The 24,123-nt window shown below is 46.3% G+C and carries 20 protein-coding genes; 9 read left to right on the top strand and 11 right to left on the bottom strand.

Features of this window, described 5'->3' with window-relative positions:
• Positions 1-63: 63 nt before the first annotated feature.
• Positions 64-3,243, bottom strand: a complete 3,180-nt coding sequence (locus tag LSG37_RS03190; protein WP_233078406.1) for an amidohydrolase family protein — start codon at positions 3,241-3,243, stop codon at positions 64-66.
• A 183-nt stretch (positions 3,244-3,426) separates the two neighbouring features.
• Between LSG37_RS03190 and LSG37_RS03185 the strand changes: the two genes are divergently transcribed.
• The 3 genes from LSG37_RS03185 to LSG37_RS03175 are packed head-to-tail and all read left to right on the top strand — an operon-like array spanning position 3,427 to position 5,800.
• On the top strand, positions 3,427-3,678 hold the full coding sequence (locus LSG37_RS03185; protein WP_233078405.1) for a DUF1289 domain-containing protein: 252 nt from the start codon (positions 3,427-3,429) through the stop codon (positions 3,676-3,678).
• Entirely contained in the window at positions 3,675-4,235 is a 561-nt protein-coding gene (locus tag LSG37_RS03180) for an MgtC/SapB family protein (RefSeq protein WP_233078404.1), read from the top strand. The genes LSG37_RS03185 and LSG37_RS03180 overlap by 4 nt, the downstream gene beginning before the upstream one ends.
• A 23-nt stretch (positions 4,236-4,258) precedes the next feature.
• Positions 4,259-5,800, top strand: coding sequence for a cation:proton antiporter family protein (locus LSG37_RS03175; protein ID WP_233078403.1), 1,542 nt, complete (start codon positions 4,259-4,261; stop codon positions 5,798-5,800).
• Between the two features lie 46 nt (positions 5,801-5,846).
• On the opposite strand, the gene sugE is transcribed toward LSG37_RS03175, so the two are convergent.
• The 4 genes from sugE to LSG37_RS03155 all read right to left on the bottom strand — a co-directional run bounded on the left by sugE (position 5,847) and on the right by LSG37_RS03155 (position 8,621).
• Complete coding sequence (gene sugE / locus LSG37_RS03170) at positions 5,847-6,161, bottom strand: quaternary ammonium compound efflux SMR transporter SugE (protein ID WP_053423655.1); 315 nt, start codon at positions 6,159-6,161, stop codon at positions 5,847-5,849.
• Between the two features lie 148 nt (positions 6,162-6,309).
• Complete coding sequence (gene pcp, locus LSG37_RS03165; RefSeq protein WP_233078402.1) at positions 6,310-6,954, bottom strand: pyroglutamyl-peptidase I; 645 nt, start codon at positions 6,952-6,954, stop codon at positions 6,310-6,312.
• A 10-nt stretch (positions 6,955-6,964) separates the two neighbouring features.
• The gene (locus LSG37_RS03160; RefSeq protein ID WP_233078401.1) at positions 6,965-7,903 is read right to left on the bottom strand and encodes a DUF979 domain-containing protein; all 939 of its coding nucleotides are present in this window, start codon (positions 7,901-7,903) and stop codon (positions 6,965-6,967) included.
• Positions 7,896-8,621 carry a DUF969 domain-containing protein gene (locus tag LSG37_RS03155; protein WP_233078400.1) on the bottom strand — a complete coding sequence of 242 codons (726 nt, stop codon included), beginning with the start codon at positions 8,619-8,621 and terminating at the stop codon, positions 7,896-7,898. Before LSG37_RS03155 ends, LSG37_RS03160 begins: the two co-directional genes overlap by 8 nt.
• A 332-nt stretch (positions 8,622-8,953) precedes the next feature.
• Here LSG37_RS03155 and tig point away from each other — a divergent pair, with 332 nt between their 5' ends.
• The 6 genes from tig to ppiD all read left to right on the top strand — a co-directional run bounded on the left by tig (position 8,954) and on the right by ppiD (position 17,531).
• Entirely contained in the window at positions 8,954-10,264 is a 1,311-nt protein-coding gene (gene tig / locus LSG37_RS03150) for a trigger factor (RefSeq protein ID WP_233078399.1), read from the top strand.
• A 169-nt stretch (positions 10,265-10,433) separates the two neighbouring features.
• Complete coding sequence (gene clpP, locus LSG37_RS03145) at positions 10,434-11,057, top strand: ATP-dependent Clp endopeptidase proteolytic subunit ClpP (RefSeq protein WP_301331808.1); 624 nt, start codon at positions 10,434-10,436, stop codon at positions 11,055-11,057.
• A gap of 65 nt (positions 11,058-11,122) precedes the next feature.
• On the top strand, positions 11,123-12,397 hold the full coding sequence (clpX, locus tag LSG37_RS03140) for an ATP-dependent protease ATP-binding subunit ClpX (protein WP_233078398.1): 1,275 nt from the start codon (positions 11,123-11,125) through the stop codon (positions 12,395-12,397).
• A 151-nt stretch (positions 12,398-12,548) separates the two neighbouring features.
• Positions 12,549-14,945, top strand: coding sequence for an endopeptidase La (lon, locus tag LSG37_RS03135; protein ID WP_233078397.1), 2,397 nt, complete (start codon positions 12,549-12,551; stop codon positions 14,943-14,945).
• A 209-nt stretch (positions 14,946-15,154) separates the two neighbouring features.
• The gene (gene hupB / locus LSG37_RS03130) at positions 15,155-15,427 is read left to right on the top strand and encodes a nucleoid-associated protein HU-beta (protein WP_008898812.1); all 273 of its coding nucleotides are present in this window, start codon (positions 15,155-15,157) and stop codon (positions 15,425-15,427) included.
• 190 nt (positions 15,428-15,617) lie between these two features.
• Complete coding sequence (ppiD, locus tag LSG37_RS03125; RefSeq protein WP_233078396.1) at positions 15,618-17,531, top strand: peptidylprolyl isomerase; 1,914 nt, start codon at positions 15,618-15,620, stop codon at positions 17,529-17,531.
• Between the two features lie 68 nt (positions 17,532-17,599).
• On the opposite strand, the gene LSG37_RS03120 is transcribed toward ppiD, so the two are convergent.
• Genes LSG37_RS03120 through pspF form a run of 6 tightly spaced genes read right to left on the bottom strand, consistent with a single transcriptional unit; the run spans position 17,600 to position 23,965 of the window.
• Positions 17,600-18,370, bottom strand: a complete 771-nt coding sequence (locus LSG37_RS03120; RefSeq protein ID WP_233078395.1) for an ATP-binding cassette domain-containing protein — start codon at positions 18,368-18,370, stop codon at positions 17,600-17,602.
• The gene (locus LSG37_RS03115; RefSeq protein ID WP_233078394.1) at positions 18,367-19,359 is read right to left on the bottom strand and encodes a peptide ABC transporter ATP-binding protein; all 993 of its coding nucleotides are present in this window, start codon (positions 19,357-19,359) and stop codon (positions 18,367-18,369) included. The genes LSG37_RS03120 and LSG37_RS03115 overlap by 4 nt, the downstream gene beginning before the upstream one ends.
• A complete protein-coding gene (locus LSG37_RS03110) occupies positions 19,359-20,252 on the bottom strand; it encodes an ABC transporter permease subunit (protein ID WP_233078393.1) in 894 nt (297 codons plus the stop codon). The genes LSG37_RS03115 and LSG37_RS03110 overlap by 1 nt, the downstream gene beginning before the upstream one ends.
• 1 nt (position 20,253) lies before the next feature.
• Positions 20,254-21,273, bottom strand: coding sequence for an ABC transporter permease (locus LSG37_RS03105; protein ID WP_233078392.1), 1,020 nt, complete (start codon positions 21,271-21,273; stop codon positions 20,254-20,256).
• On the bottom strand, positions 21,270-22,886 hold the full coding sequence (locus LSG37_RS03100) for an ABC transporter substrate-binding protein (RefSeq protein ID WP_233078391.1): 1,617 nt from the start codon (positions 22,884-22,886) through the stop codon (positions 21,270-21,272). The genes LSG37_RS03105 and LSG37_RS03100 overlap by 4 nt, the downstream gene beginning before the upstream one ends.
• On the bottom strand, positions 22,883-23,965 hold the full coding sequence (gene pspF / locus LSG37_RS03095) for a phage shock protein operon transcriptional activator (protein ID WP_233078390.1): 1,083 nt from the start codon (positions 23,963-23,965) through the stop codon (positions 22,883-22,885). Before pspF ends, LSG37_RS03100 begins: the two co-directional genes overlap by 4 nt.
• Positions 23,966-24,123: the final 158 nt, after the last annotated feature.

The raw sequence follows: 24,123 nt of genomic DNA, 5'->3' as shown, positions 1-24,123 counted from the left end.
AAGCAAAGCCGTTTCACTGAAGCTAAGACTGAGCGCATACTTCCAATTCAAACTAATCAACTCTTAGCTTTTTGGACTAAAAAACCAAGGTGCCCGTTGTTTTTTCTCAGGATACACCTGGTTCATCGATTCTGCGTCATACAAACGGCCATTGACCATGGTGTATTTCACTTTGTCAGTGTCCTGAATATTATTCAGCGGATCGGCATCCAGGATAATCAGGTCGGCCAGTTTGCCTGCTTTGATGGAACCTAACTGGTGATCCATGCCAAAAGTCTTGGCTGGATTGATAGTCGCAGTTTTTAAAGCTTCAAGCGGGCTCATGCCCCCTTGCGCAAACATCCAGATTTCCCAATGAGCGCCTAAACTTTCACGCTGGCCGTGAGCGCCAATATTAGTGACCACTCCTAAGTCGGATAACTCTTTCGCCATTTTTGCGATCGAGATATGGTTGTAGTGGTGGTCCGGTGCTTTAGGGCGGCGCATACTACGTGGACGCAGTTCATCAGCCGGCACATACTGGCTTAAGCGTGGATGCTTCCATACGTCGGTTTTATCGTACCAGTAGTTTTCACCAAAGATACCGCCGTACGCCACCACTAAGGTTGGGGTATAGGCTGTGTTGCTTTGTTGCCATAATTGCTTCACGTCATCATAAAGCACAGCAGCAGCCAAAGAGTGCTCCAGCGTGGTATGACCGTCTACCACCATACTGAGGTTATGCTGCATTAAAGAGCCACCTTCAGGCACAACCATCATCTCAAGTTCACGCGCAGCTTCAATCACCTGTTGACGCTGATCGCGGCGTGGCTGGTTGTAGCTCTTGACTGAAAAAGCACCGACTTTTTTCAGCCGTTCCAGATGGAATTTGGCATCGTCCAGGCTGTCAATGTGCGAGGTATACCCTGCACCATAAGCACCATACAAAATAGTACCAGTAGAAAATATCCGTGGGCCCACTGTGATGCCTGCTTTTTGCATCTCACTGGCAGTAAATATTTCCTGAGTATCATTCGACGGGTCATGAATCGAAGTGACACCCAAAGCTAGGCTTGCGTAGTTGGCATAGTTTTGTTGTGGGATCAGCTGATTCACGCCCTGAGCGCCATGCGCATGAGCATCAAATAAGCCTGGCAATAAAGTTTTGCCGCTGATGTCGATGACTTCAGCGCCCGCTGGCACTTTTACCTGCTCTTTAGTGCCCACAGCTTTGATTTTATTGCCTTCGACCAGCACCACTGCATCCTGCAGCACTGTGTCACCTTCCATTGTAATCACCTGACCACCGACAAAAGCGATTTGGCCTTGTGGTTTGTCCATAGGCACAGTAAAGCTAATATTGCTGCCGTTTTTGGCATCGACTTTCACTTTGCTGTTGACGTCAAACAAACCGGCAATGCTGTGGTGGTACAACTCTGGCCCTAAGTGCCAGTACAAGCTGCTGCTGTCAGAGGTCCAGCTGATATCAGTGCCAGCCTTAACCGATAGCTGTTTCACTGGAAATTGCTTGTCTGAGCCGCTGATATCTATCACTGCGCCACGCTCAGTAAAAGGGGTCACGTACACTTTAAAACGATCGACAAAAGCTAAATACTTGCCATCAGGCGACAGCTTAAATTCTGTGCCGTATTTAGCTGTGTATAAAGTGCGTTGCTGCTCTGTGGCCAAATCTATGCTGAGTAGTGTCGGCGATTCGCCATAATCCTGTGCAAAAACTCTTTTGTTGTCTTTGCCAAACATAGGGGCAAAACCATTGCGGCTGATAAGTTTCGGCTGCTCTGCGCCACTAACAGTGACCAGATACAGGCCAGTATTTAGTGACCACTTTTTATCCAGTAAAGAGCCAGCCCCGGATTTACGGTAAACCACAGTGCGGCCATCAGGGCTGAAGGTGGGTTCAACGTATTTACCTGGTTCAGGGGTTAAATCACGGCTTTGACCTGAAGCTAAATCCAGCAGTTTGACCCGACCTTGTTCTGTGTCGTGCCAACTGACATACACCAGCTTGCTGCCATCACGGGAGAATTGAGGGTAAAACTCAAAGTGGTCATTCTGGCTGGTTAAACGTTTGGCTGAACCTGATTTTAAGTCTTTGATATATAAATGACCTAAAGCCGAATACACAGCTTTTTTACCATCAGGCGACATATGCAGGTTGCCCAGCACTTTGACGTCCAGCTGATCTTTGTCTAAATCCTGTTTGAATTTCACCGCAGTTTGTATGGTTTTGCTGCGATCAACAGAAAACGGAATATCTGTTTTGCTTTTGCTGGCAATATCCAGACTGTTGATTTTACCGCCGGCCCAATACACCAGCTTTTTGTTATCCGGTGTCCAGCTTAAGGTTGGATAAACGCCATGAATAGCCCAGGTTTCCTGCATATCACGGTCAAGCTGGTTATCCAGTTGCGTGTGTTCGCCACTTTCTAAATTGTATAAAAATAAGCTGGTTTGGAAATCGACACGGCGGATATAAGCCAGATATTTACCATCAGGGGATGGTGTAGGTCGGATAGCGCCACCAGCACCTTGCAACAGCACATCAATTTTGCCGGTTTCACGCTCAAAACGTTTAATAACATAAATGCCTTGTTCTGAGTCTTTGCTGTAATGGAAGGTTTTGCCCGGCGTATCATCCTGAGAAAAATAAATGTAGTTACCATCAGGTGAAAAGGCCGGCTCTCCGAGGTCTTTTTGATCATTGGCTTTGGCGGTTAACATCACACCTGCCCCACCTGATTTATGGTATTGCCATACTTCGCCTGCACCTAAAGAACGGCTGGCGGTAAAGTGTTTACGGGCGACGATAAATTCGCCATCCGGGCTCCAGGCCGGGCTGTTTAATAAACGGAAGGTCTCTTCTGTGACGGCTTTTTGATCCGAGCCATCTGCTTTCATTACCCAAATATTATCGCCACCGCCCTGATCGCTGGTAAAGGCAATGTATTTGCCATCCGGACTGAATACCGGCTGCATTTGCCAGCCAATATCTGAAGTCAGGGCTTTGGCTTTGCCTCCTCCGATCGGCATGGTGTAAATATCGCCCAATAAATCAAAGGCAATGGTTTTGCCGTCAGGACTGACACTGACATTCATCCAGGTGCCTTGTTGCACGTTGATTTTGATATCAGTGAATTTCCCAGTAGGTTTATCGACATTCCAGCTTGGTTTTTTATCATCGGCTGCAATGGCCAGAGTGGAGCATAAAGCCAGGGCAATCAGACTGTAGTTATAGTTTTTCATCAGTGGACCTCTTGTTGGTTGCCCGTACGCTGCCACAAAGCGAAAGCCGGGTAAAGTCTCTGCAGCAAAACTGCGGTTAAAAGCCAGACTTATCCGACTGATTACCTTAGTTTGGAGTAAAACTTTGGCCTGCATCAAAAAGTGGTTACACTGGAGTGAGTTAGAATAAAAGCCGGAGTTGAAGTGGAATCTCCTTGTGTGGCCTGCTGCAGGCTAAATGACGAAAAAATTTGTGTTGGTTGTTACCGCCATATGGATGAAATAGTCGACTGGCGCCGAAAAACGCCAGAAGAGTACCAACAAATAGCCATTAATATTCAGCAGCGTAAAGCGGTAGCCCGCAGTTTGGGTGAAACTGTGCCCATGACAGAAGCTGAATGGAAAGCTGCCCGTGCGCGCAATGCGGAAAAATCATTGGCTGGGGGGGCATTATGATGCTGGACCCAGCCTGGTTTGATATCAGCCCATTATCCTGGCAAGCCATAGGTGTCACCTTATTAGCAGGCAGTATTGTTGGTCTGGAACGTCAGCTACGCGGCAAACCCGCAGGGATCCGAACTTCTATTTTGATCACTATGGGGACTTATTTATTCGTTGCTTTGTCCTTACCGCTGGGGCATTCAGTGGTTGACTCCAGCCGTTTGGTTGGGCAAGTGGTCACAGATCCAAGCCGTATTATCGGCCAGGTGGTGACTGGTATAGGTTTTCTTGGCGCAGGCGTGATGCTGACTCGTGAAGGTATAGTGGTTGGCGTGACATCTGCCGCGACTATTTGGGTGCTGGCAGCCATAGGGGTAGCTACAGGTCTGGGCCATTATCAGGTGGCGATTTGGTTGTCTGTCGTGGTCGTAGGGGTTCTTACCGGAGTAGATACTCTGGAAAACGCCAGCAGCGCATTGCGTCGTGGCGTGCACAGAACCACAAAAGACTGGATCTCCCGAAAAACAGAAGCAAATAAAAGCCATGACTCAGAGCCTGATGAAGGCAAGTAATAAACACTAAATACAGGAATGTTATGTTAGAAGCAGTATGGATAGGTTTTGCCTTTAGCTTAGGTTTGTTAGTGCGCTTAATTGGTTTGCCGCCATTGATTGGTTATCTGGCTGCTGGCTTTATGATCACTGCAACTGCCACAGATTTGGACCTACCCAAAGAAGGCAATGCCATTATTGCCCATGTTGCCCACTTAGGTGTGTTGTTGCTGCTGTTTACCGTTGGTTTAAAACTTAATATCCGCAGTTTGGGTAAACCCGAAGTATTAGGCGGCAGTCTGGCGCATTTTGCCAGCTCAGTCTTGCTCTATACCCCCATCATTTATCTGACCTTTGAACCAGACTGGTATTACGCCTTGATGCTGGCTGCCGCTTTGGCGTTTTCAAGCACTGTACTGGCCGCTAAAGTACTGGAAGGCAAAAGGGAAATTCGGGCTTTTCACGGCCGGGTTGCCATAGGCATACTGGTTATGCAGGATTTAATTGCGATGGGACTCTTGAGTTTTACTCAGGGCATCACGCCATCCCCTTTTGCTTTACTGGTGCTGCTGGTGCCTCTGCTAAGACCTCTGCTTTATAAGCTGATGGATTTAACAGGTCATGATGACTTACAAATTTTATTTGGTGTGCTGTTGGCAGTGGTTATAGGCGGCTCAGGTTTTCTTGCTATAGGGTTAAGCTCTGAATTAGGGGCTTTGGTATTTGGTGCTTTGCTTGCTGGGCACAACAGAGCAGGGGAGCTGTCTAAAACTTTATGGGGCTTAAAAGAGTTTTTCCTGGTGGGTTTTTTCCTCAAAATTGGTTTAGGAGGTTTACCTGATCAGCAAGCCTGGTTATTTGCCGCTTTGATGACAGTGTTATTGCCTTTCAAAGCTGTGCTGTTTTTTGCCTTATTGGTGTTATTCAAGTTAAGAGCCCGTAGTGCGTTTTTATCGGGTTTAGCCCTGAGTAATTACAGCGAGTTTGCTTTGATTGTAGCCGCCAGTGTGATGCCACAATTTTTGATCCCATTGGCCTTAACTGTGGCTTTATCTTTTGTAGTTTCAGCCCCGCTAAACCGCTTTGCTCACCCTTTGTATGAACGTTTGGCACACCGGCTTATTCCGTACGAGCGGGATATTCACCATCCAGATGAGCAACCTGTGTCTCTGGGCGAGGCAGAAGTCTTGATTATGGGTATGGGCCGCACTGGGTCTGCTGCTTATGAATACTTGGAGCACAAATGCCATTTGGTTGCACTGGATTCGGATCCATCTAAAGTAGCGGAACATCAGGAAAAAGGTAATAACGTACTCTTTGCCGATGCAGAGGACCAGGTGTTTTGGCAAGGCTTAAAACTGGTTGGTATTAAAGCTGTCGTACTTTGCTTAAATGATGTGGAAGCCAAAGTGATAGCCACCAAAAAACTGGGACAAGCGGGCTTTAGCGGCTTAATCGTATCGCACAGTATGCATAAAGATGAAGCTGCTGCGATTTTAGACGCTGGTGCTGATCACACTTACCTGACGATGTCAGAAGCAGGTGTTGGTTTAGGTGAAAGGGTGCGTCAGCATATTAGCTTGTAGTTTTTGTTTTTATGTAAAAAGGGCCACATGCAGTGGCCCAATCTTATTAACTACTTAGTTTTAAACCAATAATACCTAACAAAATCAAACCAATACTAATGAGGCGTCCAGCGGTTGCCGGGTCGCCTAGCAGGTAAATGCCGACTATCACTGTGCCAACAGCACCAATACCGGTCCAGACCGCATAAGCTGTACCTACAGGTAAGTCCCGCATCGCAAGTCCGAGCATAGTAATGCTTAACAGCATAGCGCCTAGAGTCCAGACAGAGGGCCAGAACTTGGTAAAACCTTCAGTGTATTTCAAACCCACGGCCCAGCCGACTTCCAATAAGCCAGCCACAACAAGCAATAACCAGTTCATAAGGTATTCCAGTTTTTGAAGTTGGGGTCGTCCCCGAATTATTGATGCGCTATTGGGTCGTCCCGATAGGCTTTTGACTAAGGCTTTGTAGAAAAAGCGCCGCAATTTTAACCATACGAGCGTTTTATGGCAAGCTTTAGGCTGAAATTTAGTCGAGCGTGCCCGCCGCTATTTGTAAATCTTCAGTGGTTAAAAGCGCCACAGGCAAACAGATTTTTAATGCTTGTACCACCATGTCTACAGGCATTGAAGCCACAGCTTTGCCGATAGCTTGCTCCGGTGCATAAGGAATATGTAAAAAACCAGCCGGTACTTTGGGTTTATCTTTCAACTGGTGCATCAGCGCATAAAACACTGTATTGCAGACGTAAGTGCCTGCTGTGTAAGACACAGCTGCGGGTATACCTTGTTGTCTCAGGCTATTGACCATGGCTTTAACTGGCAGAGTGGTGAAATAAGCAGTTGGGCCATCACTGACCACAGGCTTGTCCACCGGTTGCTGGCCTGCATTATCAGCAATACGGGCATCAATAAAATTAATAGCGACTTTCTCAAAACAAAGCTCAGTACGACCACCAGCCTGACCCAGAGCCAACACCAGTACTGGGTTGAATTCTTCTATCGCCGTTTCAAGTTCATGCTGACTCTTTTCAAACACACAAGAGAGTTGGCGGCTGACAATCTGCACTTCATCGTCCAGTTGATAACCATCAAGTTGCTGTGCAGCCTGCCAGGACGGATTGCTTTGTTCGCCGCCGAAAGGCTCAAAGCCGGTCAGTAAAATAGTCTGCATTGTTGCTCCGTTAGAACATAAGGACATACATCAGGATAATATTGACCCCAAGCAACAGCACTGCTGTGGGGGCCTGGGCTTTAATCACGGCATTTTTATCCGGCAGCTCCAGAAGTGCGGCCGGCACTATATTAAAGTTTGCCGCCATAGGGGTGAGCAAAGTGCCACAATAGCCACAAAACATGCCGATAGCCGCCATTATGGCTGGGTTACCGCCGTGCTGGATCACTAAAAGCGGAATACCTATACCAGCAGTGATCACCGGAAATGCGGCAAAAGCGTTGCCCATAATGATAGTAAATAAGGCCATGCCAATGGCATAACAAGCCACAGCCAGCAGCGGATGATTTAAATTTAAATACAAGCTCGTCAACTGCGATACGGTTTCACCCACGCCAGCCTGATTAAATAACAGACCTAAAGTGGCCAGTAACTGAGGTAATAAAAAGGCCCAGCCTATGGCTTCAATTAAACGTGAGGATTCTTTTAGGGCTTGTTGTGGTTTTTCCCGCGTCAGATACAAAGCCGCTAATATGGCTAAAAAGGCCGCTAAACCTAAAGCCGATAAAGTGGCATTATTTTGGTCCAGTAAAGACCAGCCATCGCCTTGAATATGCACCAGAACCAATACAGAAAATACCGTTAGAAGTGGGATCATCAAAGCCGGGACAAATAATTTGTTGCCAAGGCGTTTCACCGAATCCAGTCGTTGTTGTAGTGCCAAGGTTTGATAGGTTCCACCTTTGACACCACCAAAACCTGCGACTAAAGCCATCAGCACGACCAAAGCGCCGACCAAAGCGGGCGGCATCAAATCACCCAATAAGAAAATCAGGCCATAACTGAACCAGAACAAAGCGCTGCTGTATCTTTTATCTTTGGCACTAAAAAACGCCACAGCGAAAAACAGCACAGCAGCAACATAATACAGCAGAGTCATACTAATCATGGCGCTGCTCCTGCTGAGGTACTTGTTTCAGTTCATTTTTAAGCTGTCGTGCCAGATAAGCGTCAAATCTTAGTAAACGGCTACCATGAATTAAAAAAGCAGCTATGGCTGTTGGAATACCCCAAAGCGCAATTTGCAGCGGGTCGGTTTCAATACCGGATTCACGTAAAAAGGTATGCATTAAAATAATGGCGCCAAAAGCGACAAAAATATCTTCACCAAAAAACAGCCCTATATTGTCAGTCGCGGCCGACATAGCGCGGATTTTGAATTTGATTTTATCCGGCAAGGTTAAATGTTTTTTCTCAAAAGCCGCTTCAGCCATAGGGGAAAGTAAGGGCCGCACCACTTGTGGATGGCCACCTAAACTGGTTAGGCCCGCAGCTGCTGTACTCTCCCTTAATGCCAGATAGACCAACAACAAACGCCCTGTAGTCGCCGCTTTGATGTTTTGGATCCAACCCTGAGCTTTTTCGCGCAGGCCGTGGCGCTCCAAAAGACCAATGACAGCCAGAGGTAACAACAAAATAAGTGGTAAGTTACGGGTTTTTATAAAAGCTGTGCCCAGTGATTCCAGCCAGGTCAAAATCGGCATCTTCACGGCCATGCCAGTGGCAAAAGCCGCCACTGTCACCACCAGCACAGGGTTAAACTTTAATAAGAAACCAAGCATCACGACGGCGATGCCAAGCAAAGGCCAAAGGCTGAAATCGGGCATAAAAAGTCCTGTTGTTTTTGTTATCTGTGCTATTGCTACACAAAATAGCGGGCTAAGGCGAGAGTAAAACGCTAAAAATCATTGGAAAAGCGATGCTTGCCCTTTGCTGTTTTCTCTTGTTAAAACTTCGGCGCTGAACAAGAAAATGATGTGAAATTAGGCCTCTAAGCCGCGTCAAATCTGATGTTTTATCAAAAGCTCGACTCAGCGAAAAACCCTCGCTATAATGCCGCGTCCTATATAACAGGTCTGGATTGTGTGCGTAAAGACAGAACCCGGACAAGCGAAAAGATGGCGTATTGAGACGCCCGATTTGATTTTGAGGTAACAAGATGCAAGTTTCTGTTGAAACCACACAGGGTTTAGAACGCCGTTTGACCATTACTGTACCAGCTGCTGCTATCAGCACTGAAGTTGACAAAGAATTAAGAAACATCGCGAAAAATCGCCGTGTTGACGGTTTCCGTCCAGGTAAAGCGCCTGTTGCAATGATCAAAAAAATGTTTGGTCTGTCTGTTTTACAAGACGTGGCTTCACGTCAAATGCAAAACCATTTTTATCAGGCGATCATTGCGAACAAATTAACACCTGCTGGCGCTCCGACTTTTGCTCCTGGCCAACTGGCTGAAGGCAAAGATTTAGAATTCGCAGCCACCTTCGAAGTGTATCCGGAAGTTCAATTGAACGCTCTGGAGAAAATTGAAGTGACTAAGCCAGTGGTTGAAATCACTGCTGATGACTTAGAAACTATGTTAGGCACTTTGCGTAAGCAACATGCAACATGGGCAAAAACTGAAGCTGCAGCAGCTTCAGGTGATCGCGTGATCATCGACTTCGTTGGTTCTATCGATGGTGAAGAGTTTGAAGGCGGCAAAGCTTCTGACTTCACGTTAGAATTAGGCCAGGGTCGTATGATCCCAGGTTTTGAAGACGGCATCATCGGCAAAAAAGCCGGTGAAGAAGTGACTGTAGAAGTGACTTTCCCTGCTGAATACCATGCTGAAAACTTAAAAGGCAAAGCAGCTAGCTTTGCTGTGACTGTAAAAGCAGTTGAAGCTCAACAATTACCAGAAGTAAACGATGAGTTCGCTAAACTGTTCGGTTTAGCTGAAGCGACTGTTGATGCATTAAAAGTTGAAGTGAAAAAGAACATGGAGCGCGAGCTGAACAACAGCATCAAAGCCCGTGTAAAAGATCAGGTGATCAAAGGTTTGTTAGCGACTCACGAAGTTGAAGTGCCACAAGCTCTGATCGACAGCGAAATCGATGTATTACGTCGTCAGGCGTTACAGCGTTTTGGCAATAACCTGGATCCAAAACAATTACCAGAACTGCCAGCTGCTCTGTTCACTGAACAAGCCAAAGACCGCGTGAAAGTAGGTCTGTTATTAGGCGAAGTGATCAAAACAAACAGCCTGCAAGTTGAAGATGCCCGTGTTCAGTCTCTGATTGAAACTGTGGCTTCTGCGTATGAAGATCCACAAGAAGTGATCCAGTACTACAACAGCAACAAAGAATTGTTACAAGGCATGCGTAATGTTGCTTTAGAAGAGCAGGCCATTGACCTGGTTCTGACTAAAGCGAAAGTAACAGAAGAAAAAGCCAAGTTTGATGAGATCATGAATCCACAAGCTGCAAACTAAGATTTGACATCTGTTTGTCAGGCAGTTTTAATGGCTCGAACATCATAGTTCGGGCCATTTTCATTTATAGCCGTCGTACTTGAAGCTGCTGCATTGTGGACAGCGCGCTGCAACATCAATGACGCAGGCTCTATAACACAGCCCTCTTTTCAATGAAGGAAGTCGCATTATGGCATTTGAGCCAAGAATGAATGAGTTAGTGAATGCCTTAGTTCCTATCGTTATCGAACAAACTGCTAAGGGTGAGCGCTCTTTTGATATTTACTCACGTTTATTAAAAGAACGGGTGATTTTTTTAACTGGCCAGGTCGAAGACCATATGGCCAATCTGATTGTCGCTCAGCTGTTATTCTTAGAATCAGAGAACCCGGAAAAAGATATTTATATCTATATCAACTCACCGGGTGGTTCTGTCACTGCGGGTATGTCTATTTACGACACCATGAAGTACATCAAGCCAAATATCGCCACAGTCTGCGTCGGTCAGGCTTGCAGCATGGGCGCTTTCTTATTATCTGGCGGTACCAAAGGCAAGCGTTACTGCTTACCCAACGCCCGTGTGATGATCCACCAGCCATTAGGTGGTTTCCAGGGCCAGGCCACAGATTTTGAAATTCATGCCCGCGAAATTCTGTCTATCAAAGAGAAATTAAACCGCTTGATGGCTGAGCATTGTGACAAAACGTATGAGCAGGTTTGTAAAGATACAGAGCGTGATAACTTCTTAAGTGCACAGCAAGCCTTGGAATATGGCCTAATCGATGCCATATTAACTCAAAGGGATGCGAAGTAAGTTTAATTCAGGGGTGGAAAAGGGCGCGAAGCCGGCCATCTCTATGTAGTGGAAGAGGAAGTTACATGTCTGATCATCGCTCTGATGGCGAGAAAAGCAGCAAGTTGTTGTATTGCTCTTTTTGCGGCAAATCACAACATGAAGTGCGCAAACTGATTGCAGGCCCACAGGTGTATATCTGTGATGAATGTGTCGACTTGTGCAACGATATTATTCGCGAAGAAATTAAAGATATTTCGCCAAAACGCGACAGCAATAAATTGCCGGTGCCAAAAGAGATCCGTGCCCACCTGGATGACTATGTCATAGGTCAGGAGCATGCGAAAAAAGTTCTGGCGGTGGCGGTCTACAACCACTACAAACGTTTACGCAGCATGCAGCATAAACAGGACGTTGAGCTGAGCAAAAGTAACATACTGCTGATTGGCCCTACAGGTAGCGGTAAAACTTTATTGGCCGAAACCTTAGCCCGTTTACTGGATGTGCCATTTACCATGGCCGATGCCACCACTTTAACTGAAGCAGGTTATGTCGGTGAAGACGTTGAAAACATCATCCAGAAGTTACTGCAAAAATGTGATTACGATGTAGAAAAAGCCCAGCGTGGCATTGTTTATATCGATGAAATCGACAAAATTTCGCGTAAATCAGACAATCCATCTATTACCCGTGACGTTTCAGGTGAAGGCGTGCAGCAGGCATTGCTGAAACTGATTGAAGGCACTGTAGCCTCAGTTCCTCCTCAGGGTGGCCGTAAGCATCCACAGCAAGAGTTTTTACAGGTTGATACCTCGAAAATTCTGTTTATCTGTGGTGGCGCTTTTGCTGGTTTGGATAAAGTCATTGAACAACGTTGTGCTAAAGGTTCAGGCATAGGTTTTGCTGCTGAAGTGCGTGCAACCTCACAAAGCCGTACTTTGACCGAAAGTTTTAAAGATGTGGAACCTGAAGATTTAGTCAAATACGGTTTAATTCCAGAGTTTATTGGTCGTCTGCCTGTGGTTGCGACTTTAACTGAGCTGGATTTAGCTGCATTGATGCAAATCTTAAGTGAGCCGAAAAACGCTCTGGTAAAACAGTTTGGCGCCTTATTCCAGATGGAAAATGTGGAGCTGGAGTTCCGTGAAGATGCGCTTAAAGCCATAGCGCAAAAAGCCATGGAACGTAAAACCGGTGCCCGTGGCTTGCGCTCTATAGTCGAAAATGTCTTGCTGGATACCATGTATGATTTACCGTCTATGGAGCATGTCAGCAAAGTTGTTATTGACGAGACAGTGATCCGCGGCGAGTCTCAACCCATATTGATCTATGAGACTGTAGAAGCTGCTGCTTCCCAGTAAGTAAAAAGGTCAGATCACATCATGCAACATGAATGTGATCTGACCCCATTTTAGAAGTCCAAATTTTTTGCTAACTCATTGAAGTGACATAAACAGCCCCCATATACTGTTGAATCATGTCACCTGCAGTAAATAATTCGAGAGAGATTTCATGACAGTAGCAAAGACTGAACGTTTGCATATGCCTGTATTGGCATTAAGAGACGTGGTCGTTTATCCGCATATGGTGATCCCGCTGTTCGTTGGCCGGGCTAAATCCATCAAATGCCTGGATGCCGCGATGGAAAAAGAGAAACAAATCTTTTTAGTTGCGCAAAAAGACGCCACGCTGGACGACCCTAAAGATACTGATCTGTATCAGGTGGGTACTGTCGCCACTATTTTGCAATTGCTCAAGCTTCCTGATGGCACGGTCAAAGTGCTGGTGGAAGGGGGCAAGCGTGCTCAACTGGTCGAATTTACCGACACCGAAGATACATTCGCCGCTTATGTTGATTTAATTCCGACACCGGAAATGGACAGCCGCGAGCAGGAAGTGATTCTGCGCTCTGCAGTGAATCAGTTTGAAGGTTATATCAAACTGAACAAAAAAATCCCACCTGAGGTGCTGACGGCGCTTTCTGGCATAGATGACGCTGCACGTCTGGCTGATACTATGGCTGCTCATATGCCATTAAAAGTCGACGACAAGCAGAAGGTATTAGAAATCATTGATGTGACGGAACGTTTAGAGTTCCTGATGGCAATGATGGAAAGTGAAATCGACATTCTGCAGGTAGAACGTCGCATTCGCAGCCGTGTCAAAAAGCAGATGGAGAAAAGCCAGCGCGAGTATTACCTGAATGAGCAAATGAAAGCTATTCAGCGTGAACTGGGTGAACTGGAAGATACTCCGGATGAATTTGAAACTCTGTCGAAAAAAATCGAACAGGCTCAAATGCCGGAAGAAGCCCGCACTAAAGCGACGGCTGAACTGCAAAAGTTAAAAATGATGTCACCTATGTCGGCTGAAGCCACAGTGGTGCGCAGCTATATCGATTGGCTGACCAATGTGCCCTGGAAAAAACGCAGTAAGGTGAAAAAAGACCTGGCTGGCGCAGAACGTATTCTGGACTCGGACCACTATGGTCTGGATAAAGTCAAAGAACGCATTCTGGAATATCTGGCTGTGCAGCAGCGCGTCAACAAATTAAAAGGCCCGATTTTATGTTTAGTCGGACCTCCAGGTGTAGGTAAAACTTCACTGGGTATGTCTGTTGCCAAAGCAACAGGCCGTAAATATGTACGTATGGCCTTAGGTGGTGTGCGTGACGAAGCGGAAATTCGCGGTCACAGACGCACTTACATAGGCTCTATGCCTGGCAAAATCATTCAGAAAATGGCCAAAGTTGGGGTGCGTAACCCACTGTTCCTGCTGGATGAAATTGACAAAATGGCATCAGATTTCCGCGGTGATCCGGCTGCTGCTTTGCTTGAGGTATTAGATCCTGAGCAAAACACCTCCTTCAGTGATCACTATCTGGAAGTGGACTACGACTTATCCGACGTGATGTTCTTCGCCACATCGAACAGCTTAAATATTCCGGCAGCCTTACTGGACCGGATGGAAGTGATTCGTTTAGCGGGCTACACCGAAGATGAGAAGCTGAATATTTCCAAGCAGCATCTGATCAACAAGCAGATTGAACGCAATGGCTTAAAACCTCACGAAATTGAGATTGAAGACAGCGCTATAGTCGGCATTATCCGTTATTACACCCGTGAAGCTGGTGTGCGTAACTTAGAGCGTGAAATCTCCAAGTTATGCCGCAAAGCAGTGAAAAATATTCTGCTGGGCAAAGATCTGAAGAAAGTTGTGATTAATCAGGACAATCTGGAAGATTTCTTAGGTGTACAACGTCATGACTACGGCAAAGCCGAAGACAGCAACCGTATTGGTCAGGTCACAGGCTTAGCCTGGACTTCTGTCGGTGGCGATTTACTGACGATTGAAGCGGCCGCTGTGGTAGGTAAAGGCAAACTGACGTACACAGGCTCTTTGGGCGATGTGATGAAAGAGTCGATTCAGGCTGCGATGACAGTGGTTCGAAGCCGTGCTGAGAAGCTGCGTATTAACGAAGATTTCTACGAAAAGCGTGATATTCACGTGCACGTGCCAGAAGGCGCCACACCTAAAGATGGTCCAAGTGCTGGTATTGCTATGGTGACGGCTTTGGTCTCCAGCTTAACGGGTAATCCGGTTCGTGCTGATGTGGCGATGACAGGTGAAATCACCTTACGGGGTGAAGTTCTGCCTATAGGTGGCTTAAAAGAGAAGCTGTTAGCTGCACACCGTGGTGGTATCAAACGGGTTTTAATCCCTCATGATAACGTTCGGGACTTAAAAGATATCCCGGATAACGTCAAAGGTGACATTGAAATTCGTGCAGTAAAATGGATTGACGAAGTGTTGGAATTAGCTCTGCAAGAGCCGCCAACAGGGATGTCGGTGCTTGAAGTGGAAAAAATTCCAGCAAAAAGCAAAAAAATCCAAAAAAATCCGGCTTAGGGGCTTTTCAATTGCTCTGGCTGTGTTAAGTTATGGGCAGTTTCGACGCAGCCCTTGCGCAGCAAGGGTTGTGGCCTAACAGAAATTTTTGTAGTGCGTCGTTTTGTGCTTGCAAGCCCACATAAGGCTTGATATAACAAACACGCAACTACGACAAAGCAAATTTACTGTAGTTGTTGAAAATAATAACAATTGAAGGGGATGATATTGTGAACAAGTCTCAACTTATCGACAAAATCGCTGCTGGTGCAGATATTTCTAAAGCGGCAGCTGGTCGTTCTCTGGACGCGTTCATCGACGCTGTTACTGAGGCTCTTAAGGAAGGCGATTCAGTAGCCTTAGTTGGTTTTGGTACATTTGCAGTTCGCGAGCGCGCTGCACGTTCAGGCCGTAATCCACAAACTGGTGAAACTATCCAAATCGCTTCTGCGAAAATTCCTTCGTTCAAGCCAGGTAAAGCGCTGAAAGACAGCGTAAACTAAGCTGAACGCTTGGCTGTTAGAGTCAAGCCTATGAAGCTGATGGTTCTGCCTAAGTCATTATTGATTTTCGCGGAGAAAAGCAAAACGCATTAAGCCTGACGCTGCCACAGCTTTTATGAAAAAGGCGTATCTGTTAAGATGCGCTTTTTTTTTAAGACAACCAAAAGTTGCCAAAAGAGACGTAGATACAATGTTAGAAAAGATCAGAGAAGGTTCGCAGGGTATGATCGCCAAGGTCATTCTTGGCTTTGTGATCCTGACTTTTGCTTTAGCCGGGGTTGGCAGTTATCTTGGCAACAGCAGCGAAGTGCCTGTTGCCACCGTCAACGGTGATGAAATTACCAAAGTTCAGTTTGATACTGCGTACCAGAACGAAAGAGCCAGAATGCAGCAGCAGTTTGGTGAAATGTTTGGCATGCTGTCAGCTGACAGCAATTATATGAGCAATTTCCGCAATTCAGTGCTGGAGAAGCTGATTGATGAACAATTACAACGTCAATTAGTCACAGAGCTGGATTTAATGGTCAGTGACGATGTGTTACGTGACACTATTCGCAGCATGCCTGAATTTCAGGTGGACGGTGTATTTAATAATGACCGTTATATAGCCCTGCTGCGTCAGAATGGCTATGAGCCAAATCAGTTCCGTGATTATTTACGTGCACAAATGTCGGCCAATCAACTGGTTGTTGGTTTAGCAGGTTCAGAGTTTGCGACCATATCAGAAATGCAATTGTTGTCTAAGTTACAAATGCAAAGCCGCGATATTCAGTACGCTGTATTAAAAGCTGCTGATTTTGCCGCTGCCGTTGAAATCAATGATCAATTGCTGCAGGACTACTATCAAAGCAATACCAACCAGTTTGTGTCACCAGAAACAGTGTCTGTGGACTATGTGCAGTTAACAGCTGCAGATATAGCTGCGACAGTTGAAGTGACAGATGCTGATTTGCAAGCCTACTACGAAGCCAACCAGGCTCGTTATCAGACTGAAGAACGTCGTCGGGTTTCGCATATCCTGCTAGAATCCGCAGAAGACAATGCTGAAATTGAAGCCAAAGCTGAAGCTTTAGCAGCGCAATTACAGCAAGGTGCTGATTTTGCTGAACTGGCAAAAAAGGAATCTGCTGATACTTTTTCAGCTGAAAAAGGTGGTGACTTAGATTTTATCGAAAAAGGTGTGATGGATGCTGAATTTGAAAAGGCAGCCTATGCTCTGGCCAAAGCTGGTGATATCAGCCCTGTGGTAAAAACTGAATTTGGTTACCATATTATTCAGTTAACCGAAGTGCAGCCTGGTTCAGTGAAAGCTTTTGCTGATGTGAAAGATCAAATTCTGACCACGGTCAAAGATGATAAAGCTGCTGAGAAGTTTATTGATCTGCAACAGCTGTTAGGTGAAAAGAGCTTCGAAATCGCGGATAGCCTGCAAGAAGCTGCTGAAGCTGTTGGGACTAAAGTCGTTTCAGTGCCAGCCTTTAGCCGTTCGACTGCCCCTGCTGAATTAACTGCACCTAAAGTACTGGAAACCTTGTTTTCAGATGACTTTATCAGTGCTGGTGTAAACAGTGACGTGATTGAAGTTGCACCACAACATGTGGTGGTAGTGCGGGTGAATGCACATCAACCAGAAACCACGAAGAAACTTGAAGAAGTGAAAGACCAGGTACAAGCTGCTGTTGTAGCAACGAAAAGCTCTGAGTTAGCCAAAGCGAAAGCTGAAGCTTTACTGGCTGAAGTTCAGGCAGGCAAGTCTTTGTCTGACGTAGCTGCAGCAGCAGAGTTAACTCTGGAAACTAAAGCTGCTGTCACTCGTTTTGGTGGTGATATCGATTCAGACATCCGTACCAAAGCTTTTGAGCTGGCTAAACCTGCGGCAGAGCAACCTGCTACTGTGGCTATGTTAAATCTGGCGAGTGGTGATGCTGCTTTAGTCGCTGTGACTAAGGTGACTGATACTGAAGTGACAGACAAGCCTCCGGTTGACCAGTTACAACAGTTTGCTGATCAAAAGGCACAAAGTAGTTTTGGTGCATTGCTGGCTGCATTAAAAGCCAAGGCTGAAATTACCCGTTCTTTACCTGAAGCTGCTGCTGACGAATAATCCTCATAGTCACCAGCCATAAAGAAACCAACCTTAGGGTTGGTTTTTTTATGGCAAGAAACGAACACTTAGCTTTGTGCGCTGTTAATCAGTTTTCTACTGTAATCGTGTTGAGGGTGAGCAAAGACGTGATTGGTTGGACCGTAATCCAGTGCTTTGCCTTGATGTAAGACCAGCATGCTGTCGCTGATATGTCGTACAAGGCGCAGGTGGTTGGTGATCAGCAGGTAAGATAAACCAGTAGTTTTTTGCAGCTCCAGCAGCAGATTGACAATCTGAGCCCGTAATGAAGGGTCCAGCGCCGTTAAAGCTTCATCCAGTATCAGCAGCTTAGGATCCATAATAAGGGCTCTGGCGAGCGCTACGCGCTGTAATTGCCCCCCTGAGAACATATGTGGGTAGTAAGCGGCGTGCTCTTCCATTAAACCCAATTGGGCTAAGGTTTGATGAATTTTCTGCTGACGCTGCTGTTCATTCAAATCTGTGCTGTAACGCAGCACATCCTCCAGCATTTGTCCTACCCGTTGATGAGGATTCAATGAGCGGGCCGGGTCCTGAAAAATATAGCGAATCACATGATTGTATTTTTTATGGTCGCTGATGGTGACAGCTTCACCTTCCAGCAGTATTTCACCACTGTCAGGGGTTTCTATACCTACCAATAATTTAGCCAGGGTACTTTTACCTGAGCCTGTTTCACCTACTATTGCCAGTGTCTGGCCCGGATATAAACTAAAGCTGATATCGGACAAGGCCTGAATGGTTTTACGGCCAAAGATCCCTTGAGCTTTCTGATAACTTTTATACAGCTGCCGGATCTCAAGTAATGGAGCTGTCATGTTTTTTTACCCTGTAACGGAAAATGGCAACTGAAGTAGTGATTTTGCAGGCGCTCCAGTACAGGTGTTTTAACACATTCCTTACGGGCATTGGGGCAACGTGGCCCTAAACGGCAGCCTATCGGCAAATGCTGTAAGGTGGGAATGCTACCATGCAAAGCATACAAAGGTTGTTTACTGGCCAGTTGCGGCTGGAATTCAGGCACACTTTTGATCAGTGCATCGGTATAAGGGTGAAAAGGAGACTTTAAAATAGCCGCAGTTTCACCTGCTTCAACCAACTGGCCACAATACAATACGCTTAAGGTCTGAGTATTACGGGCCACGGTTTCAAGCTCATGGCTGATTAATAAAATCGACATACCTTTGAGCTGGTTAAAGCTGGCTAATAAACGAAACAACTGCGCCTGAGTGGTACTTTCCAGCGCTGTCGTAGGTTCGTCAGCAATTAGCAGCTTCGGCTTTTTGGCAATCGCCATGGCAATCATTATTTTCTGACAGACCCCTTCAGGTAACTGATAAGGGTAAGAGTTTAAAATTGCCTGGTGATCTCTGATCCCTACCTTATGCAGCAGGGCTATGGCTTTTTTGCGCCGTTCAAAAGGCCGTCCCCACCAGCGGCTTTCCAGTTCAGAATCCGGAATAGCTTCCAGTAACTGATCCAGAATAGGGGCCGTTGGGTCCATACTGCGGCTTGGTTCCTGATAAATCATCGCTATATCGCGGCCAATAATTTTGCGCTGTTCTTCATAAGATAAACGCAATAAATCCTGACCCGCCCAGCTGAATCTGTCCGCTGTGATATGCCATCTTTTATTCAGTACACCTACTATGGCTTTGGCGATTAAACTTTTACCTGAACCTGATTCGCCCACTAAACCACGAATTTCACCTTCTCGGATCGTCAGGTTTACTTTGTCTACGGCACGAATTAAGCCTTCCGGGGTTTCCAGCTCAATCGTCATGTTTTTAATATCAAGCAAAATCATCAGTTTTCCCGCCGCTTTGTCATCGCCGTGCGTAAGCCATCACCCACCAGATTCACCGACAGTACCGAAGCAAAAACTAAAATACCGGGCAGAGCTATGGCCCAGGGCGCCAGATAAATTAAATCTAAAGCGTCTGCGATCATCACACCCCATTCAGAAGTGGGGGCCTGAGCACCTAAGCCTAAAAAGCCCAAAGCTGCGACATCGAGGATCGCGGTGGACAATGCCATAGTGGCCATCACAGTGAGATGTTCCCAGATATTGGGCAAGACCGCATAACGCAATACTTGCCAGTTGGACGCGCCGTCCAGCCGGTAGGCTGCTACATAATCTTGTTTTAAAGTGTCTTGTATCGCATTACGAATACCATGTACAAACTGCGGTAGTAGCGCCAGCATAATGGCCCAGGTGGTGTTCCACAAACCAGGGCCTAATACTGCCACTATGATAATGGCCAACAGCAGGGAAGGGATGGTCAGCGCCAAATCCAGCACATGGTTAAAAATACTGGATTTGACACCTTTGCTCATGCCCGCCATAGCACCCAAAGCCAAACCCATCAGCAAAGCTCCAATCACTGTGATTAAGGCAATACCAAAGGTGTAAGTGGCCCCTTTCATCAGCCGCGACATTAAATCACGACCTAAATCATCTGTACCAAAAGGATACTGTACTAAGCCTTGTTCGCTCCATGAAGGAGCCAGCAACAACAAATCAGCGTTTTGCAGATAGGGGTCGTGAGGGCTGAGCAGTGGTGCAAATAAGGTCAGCAACAGAAAAAAAGAAAACATCACCAGACCAAAAACTGCCGCATGCTGGCGCTGAAATTGCTGCCAGAGTTGAGTTAAAGGGCCGCGATTGTGTTCCTCAAAATACAGCCGGAATTTTTTCATCTTAAGCTTTCCTGGCCAGAGGATTAAACAAAGTATGCAGAATTTCAGTCAGCATATTTACCACTATCACCAGGCAGGACACTACTAATAAGCCCCCCTGAATGGCCGGGTAATTGCGCTGATAAATACTGTCCAGTAACCACTGACCTATACCAGGCCAGGAAAAAATCACTTCGGTGATCATCGCCAGCGTAATTAAGGTGCTGAACTGCAAGCCAATCTGACGTATCACTGGCAATAACGCATTACGTAGACCATGGTGATACAGCACCTGAGCGCGGCTTAAGCCTTTAGCGCGCGCCGTTTTGATATAACTTTGTTCCAGTACCGCCAGCATCGAATCCCGGGTAAAACGGATCATCACTGTTGTTGGGTAAGTCGCCAGCACTATGGCAGGCAACAACAAGTGCCTCAGCGCATCCATGGTGGCTTCTGATTTATAGCGGATATCAGACAGCCAGATATCAGGCAGCATAAAACCAGTCGTTGTAGGTATATCAAACAAAACATTGATGCGACCTGCGGTAGGCAGCAGGCCTAGGGTCAGCGAAAACAGCATGATAAGCAGCAGTGCCCACCAAAAAATAGGGATGGAATAAGCCACCAGCGTAATACCAGAGACCAGCTTGCCGAAAAAGCTGTCGGCTTTGACTGCGGCAAATAACCCTAGCGGAATACCCAACACAAAAGATAAAATCAGTGCATAACTGGCCAGCTCCAGAGTGGCCGGAAACACGGCAATAATTTCAGCTAAAACGGGTTGTTGGCTGGAAAAAGACAGACCCCATTCACCATCCAGAATACGGTTGACGTAAGCCAGATACTGCATCAGCACAGACTGATCCAAAGCGTAATATTGAATAAGCGCTTGCTGCTGTTCAGGTGCAATGTTGGTCAGGCCTGAGACGTTATTCAGCACGTCACCGGGGAACAAATAACTTAAACTGAAGGCGAGTACTGTCAGGGCAACAAAAACAAAGCCTATTAAAAAAGTGCGGCGTAAAAAGTAGTGCAGCATCATAAAGATTTTCTCGCTGCAGCCATAGAGATACCGCCATAGGGGTTAATGGTCACCCCGGTAATTTTGACACTTTTGGCCTGAAAACGTTTGGAATGGGCAATACTGACCAGCGGCATTTGTTCATCAAGATAAAGCTGAGCTGTTAAATAAAAACTGCGTCTTTGCTTAATATCGGCCGTCAGCAGGGCCTGATTAATCAGATTGTCAAAATTCGGATCGCACCAGTTGGCTCTGTTACTGCCAGATTCTGCTGCACTGCAACTCAAAAGCGGCCGGAAGAAGTTATCCGGATCCGCATTGTCAGCCGCCCAGCCAATCAGCACTGAGTCATGTTCAAATTCGGATAGTTTGCGTCTGAAGCTGTTCCATTCAAAAGAAACGACAGAGGCTTTGACGCCAATTTTGGCTAAATCGGCTTGCATCAACTCGGCCATTTTTAACGCATTCGGATTATACAAACGCTGCACTGGCATAGCCCATATGTCCATACTAAAGCCTTTAGGGTACCCGGCTTGTGCCAGCAACTCTTTGGCTTTGATTGGATCGTACTGTTGTTCAGGCAGGTCGTGGTAAAAAGCCCAGGACGTAGGAGGGAGCAAGGTTTTTGCCTTGTCAGCATAACCAAAGTAAACCGCATCCAGAATGGCATCTTTGTTGATGGCATAAGCTAAAGCTTTGCGCACCAGTACATTATCAAAAGGAGGTTTTTTGGTATTAAAAGCCCAGAAACCCACGTTCATACTGATTTGGCTTTGTACTTCGACATCAGAGCGTTCAGTGATCAGGTTCAGCTCTGCATTGCGTGGATAAGCGACTACATCACATTCATGAGTCAGTAATTTCGCCATACGTTTAGCATTGTCAGGTACTAAATCAAAAACCAGTTGAGTCAGATCCACTTTGCCACGCCAGTATTCAGGATGGCGGTAATAACGAATAAACTGATTTTTTTTGTATTCTTTAAAGAAAAACGGGCCTGTGCCTATGGGTCTTTGATCCAATAATTCTGGCTGATTTTGTTGCAACAGCTGTTCTGCATATTCAGCAGATAAAATAGCGGCAAAATCGGTAGCCAGATTGGATAAAAACGAACTGTCAGGACGGGTCAGTTCAAAACGTACTGTGTTGCTGTTTTCTGCCACTACGGCTTTGACCAGGGAGCCCCAGTCAACACTTTGAAAATAAGGATAAACCGCACCTCCAATCGCATGGTAAGGATGATCCGCTTGCGTTATACGATTAAAGGTAAAAGTGACATCGTTGGCATTTAAGGTTCTGCCAGGTGAAAAGAACACTGTGTGATGAAACTGTACATCGGGGCGTAAGGTAAACCAGTAGGTTTTACCATCTTCACTCAAATGCCATTGGGTTGCCAGGGCTGGCAACAGCTCACCACTTGCCGGGTCTATATCCAGCAGGCGGTCGTAGAGTTGCTGACTGATGGCATCAATGGTGGTGCCAGATGTCACTCTCTGTGGGTTAAAGCTCTCAGGAGAGCCTTCGGAGCAATACACCATACCTTGCTGAATAGTTTCAGGAATATCAGGCTGACAAGCGCTGAGTATCAACACAGAGCCACAGGGGACTATCAGGCTCAGTAAGGCTTTGATCATTGTTGGCTGTCCAGCAGTTTGTACTTTTTCATATAACCACGTAACTGATGATAGGTCAGATTCAGTGCTTCAGCCGTTTTCTTCTGATTGAATTGACTGGCAGCAAGGGCTTGTTTGATAAGATCCATTTCAAAGTTTTCTGACAAGACTTTAAAATCCTGCACCTGATTAAAATCAAAGGACGAAGCTGCTTTGGCCACAGCAGGCAGATTATCGCTGCTTTGTTCTCTGATAGCTACCACTGCGTTTTCTGCAGGCGGTCTGCGGTCCAGAGTACGAACGCGGGTCCGGGGCCTGAACGGGGATTCAAAAGGGTCGAGCTGAATATGATGCACTGGCACATAAGGGTTGTTGGTGCGGTACACACTGCGCTCTACCACGTTTTTCAACTCCCGCACATTACCTGGCCATTCATGCTCCAGCAAAATACGTTTGGCTTTTTCACTAAAGCCGCTAAAGAGTTCAAAGCCCAGTTCACGCGCCATATTGACGGCAAAATGTTCTGCCAATACCAGAATATCTTCACGTCGCTCCCGCATAGGGGGCAAGGTGATCACATCAAAGGCCAGCCGGTCGAGTAAGTCAGCCCTAAACTCGCCTTGTTCGGCCATTGAAGGTAAATCTTCGTTGGTGGCGCAAATTAAACGCACATCCACTTTCACTGAACGACTGCCACCAACCCGTTCAAATTCACCGTATTCAATCACCCGCAGCAACTTTTCCTGCACCATAGCTGGTGTATTGGCTAATTCATCCAGAAATAATGTGCCGCCATTGGCCCGTTCAAACCGGCCTTCATGGCGTTTGGCTGCGCCGGTAAAAGCGCCTGCTTCATGGCCAAAGAGTTCACTTTCCAGCAGATTTTCATTCAGCGCAGCGCAGTTTAAGGTTAAATAATTTTGATCCCAGCGCTGAGACAGGTAATGTAAACGGGCTGCAATCAGTTCTTTACCCGTGCCCCTTTCGCCAATGATCAGCACAGGTTTGTGCAAGGGCGCAATTTGAGATACCTGATCCAATACGTTTAAAAAGCTATTGGACTGACCTATTAAGTTGTCTTGCTGAAAACTTCTGCTCATCTGGGCTCACGAAGTGGTGAAATTAACTAATAAGTAGTGTATTTCATAACTCAGGCTTGGCATAGTCTTTTTGCGATATAAATAAAATCAATATAAAACAATGATTTAAAATAGTTTGGCAAGTTGGCAGGAAACCTGAATAGGTAATAGCGAATCCA

The organism is Rheinheimera soli (assembly GCF_021290985.1).
In the GTDB taxonomy this organism is placed as follows: Bacteria; Pseudomonadota; Gammaproteobacteria; order Enterobacterales; family Alteromonadaceae; genus Pararheinheimera; species Pararheinheimera soli.
The sequence above is the reverse complement of the archived record's forward strand: the minus strand, read 5'-3'. Positions and strand labels throughout refer to the sequence as shown.

Bases quoted from the DNA above. Each gene is read 5' to 3' on its own strand.
- LSG37_RS03190 (WP_233078406.1), bottom strand. From the start codon at position 3,243: ATGAAAAACTATAACTACAGTCTGATTGCCCTGGCTTTATGCTCCACT.
- LSG37_RS03180 (WP_233078404.1), top strand. From the start codon at position 3,675: ATGATGCTGGACCCAGCCTGGTTTGATATCAGCCCATTATCCTGGCAA.
- LSG37_RS03175 (WP_233078403.1), top strand. From the start codon at position 4,259: ATGTTAGAAGCAGTATGGATAGGTTTTGCCTTTAGCTTAGGTTTGTTA.
- sugE (WP_053423655.1), bottom strand. From the start codon at position 6,161: ATGAACTGGTTATTGCTTGTTGTGGCTGGCTTATTGGAAGTCGGCTGG.
- pcp (WP_233078402.1), bottom strand. From the start codon at position 6,954: ATGCAGACTATTTTACTGACCGGCTTTGAGCCTTTCGGCGGCGAACAA.
- LSG37_RS03160 (WP_233078401.1), bottom strand. From the start codon at position 7,903: ATGATTAGTATGACTCTGCTGTATTATGTTGCTGCTGTGCTGTTTTTC.
- LSG37_RS03155 (WP_233078400.1), bottom strand. From the start codon at position 8,621: ATGCCCGATTTCAGCCTTTGGCCTTTGCTTGGCATCGCCGTCGTGATG.
- tig (WP_233078399.1), top strand. From the start codon at position 8,954: ATGCAAGTTTCTGTTGAAACCACACAGGGTTTAGAACGCCGTTTGACC.
- clpP (WP_301331808.1), top strand. From the start codon at position 10,434: ATGGCATTTGAGCCAAGAATGAATGAGTTAGTGAATGCCTTAGTTCCT.
- clpX (WP_233078398.1), top strand. From the start codon at position 11,123: ATGTCTGATCATCGCTCTGATGGCGAGAAAAGCAGCAAGTTGTTGTAT.
- lon (WP_233078397.1), top strand. From the start codon at position 12,549: ATGACAGTAGCAAAGACTGAACGTTTGCATATGCCTGTATTGGCATTA.
- ppiD (WP_233078396.1), top strand. From the start codon at position 15,618: ATGTTAGAAAAGATCAGAGAAGGTTCGCAGGGTATGATCGCCAAGGTC.
- LSG37_RS03120 (WP_233078395.1), bottom strand. From the start codon at position 18,370: ATGACAGCTCCATTACTTGAGATCCGGCAGCTGTATAAAAGTTATCAG.
- LSG37_RS03115 (WP_233078394.1), bottom strand. From the start codon at position 19,359: ATGATTTTGCTTGATATTAAAAACATGACGATTGAGCTGGAAACCCCG.
- LSG37_RS03110 (WP_233078393.1), bottom strand. From the start codon at position 20,252: ATGAAAAAATTCCGGCTGTATTTTGAGGAACACAATCGCGGCCCTTTA.
- LSG37_RS03105 (WP_233078392.1), bottom strand. From the start codon at position 21,273: ATGATGCTGCACTACTTTTTACGCCGCACTTTTTTAATAGGCTTTGTT.
- LSG37_RS03100 (WP_233078391.1), bottom strand. From the start codon at position 22,886: ATGATCAAAGCCTTACTGAGCCTGATAGTCCCCTGTGGCTCTGTGTTG.
- pspF (WP_233078390.1), bottom strand. From the start codon at position 23,965: ATGAGCAGAAGTTTTCAGCAAGACAACTTAATAGGTCAGTCCAATAGC.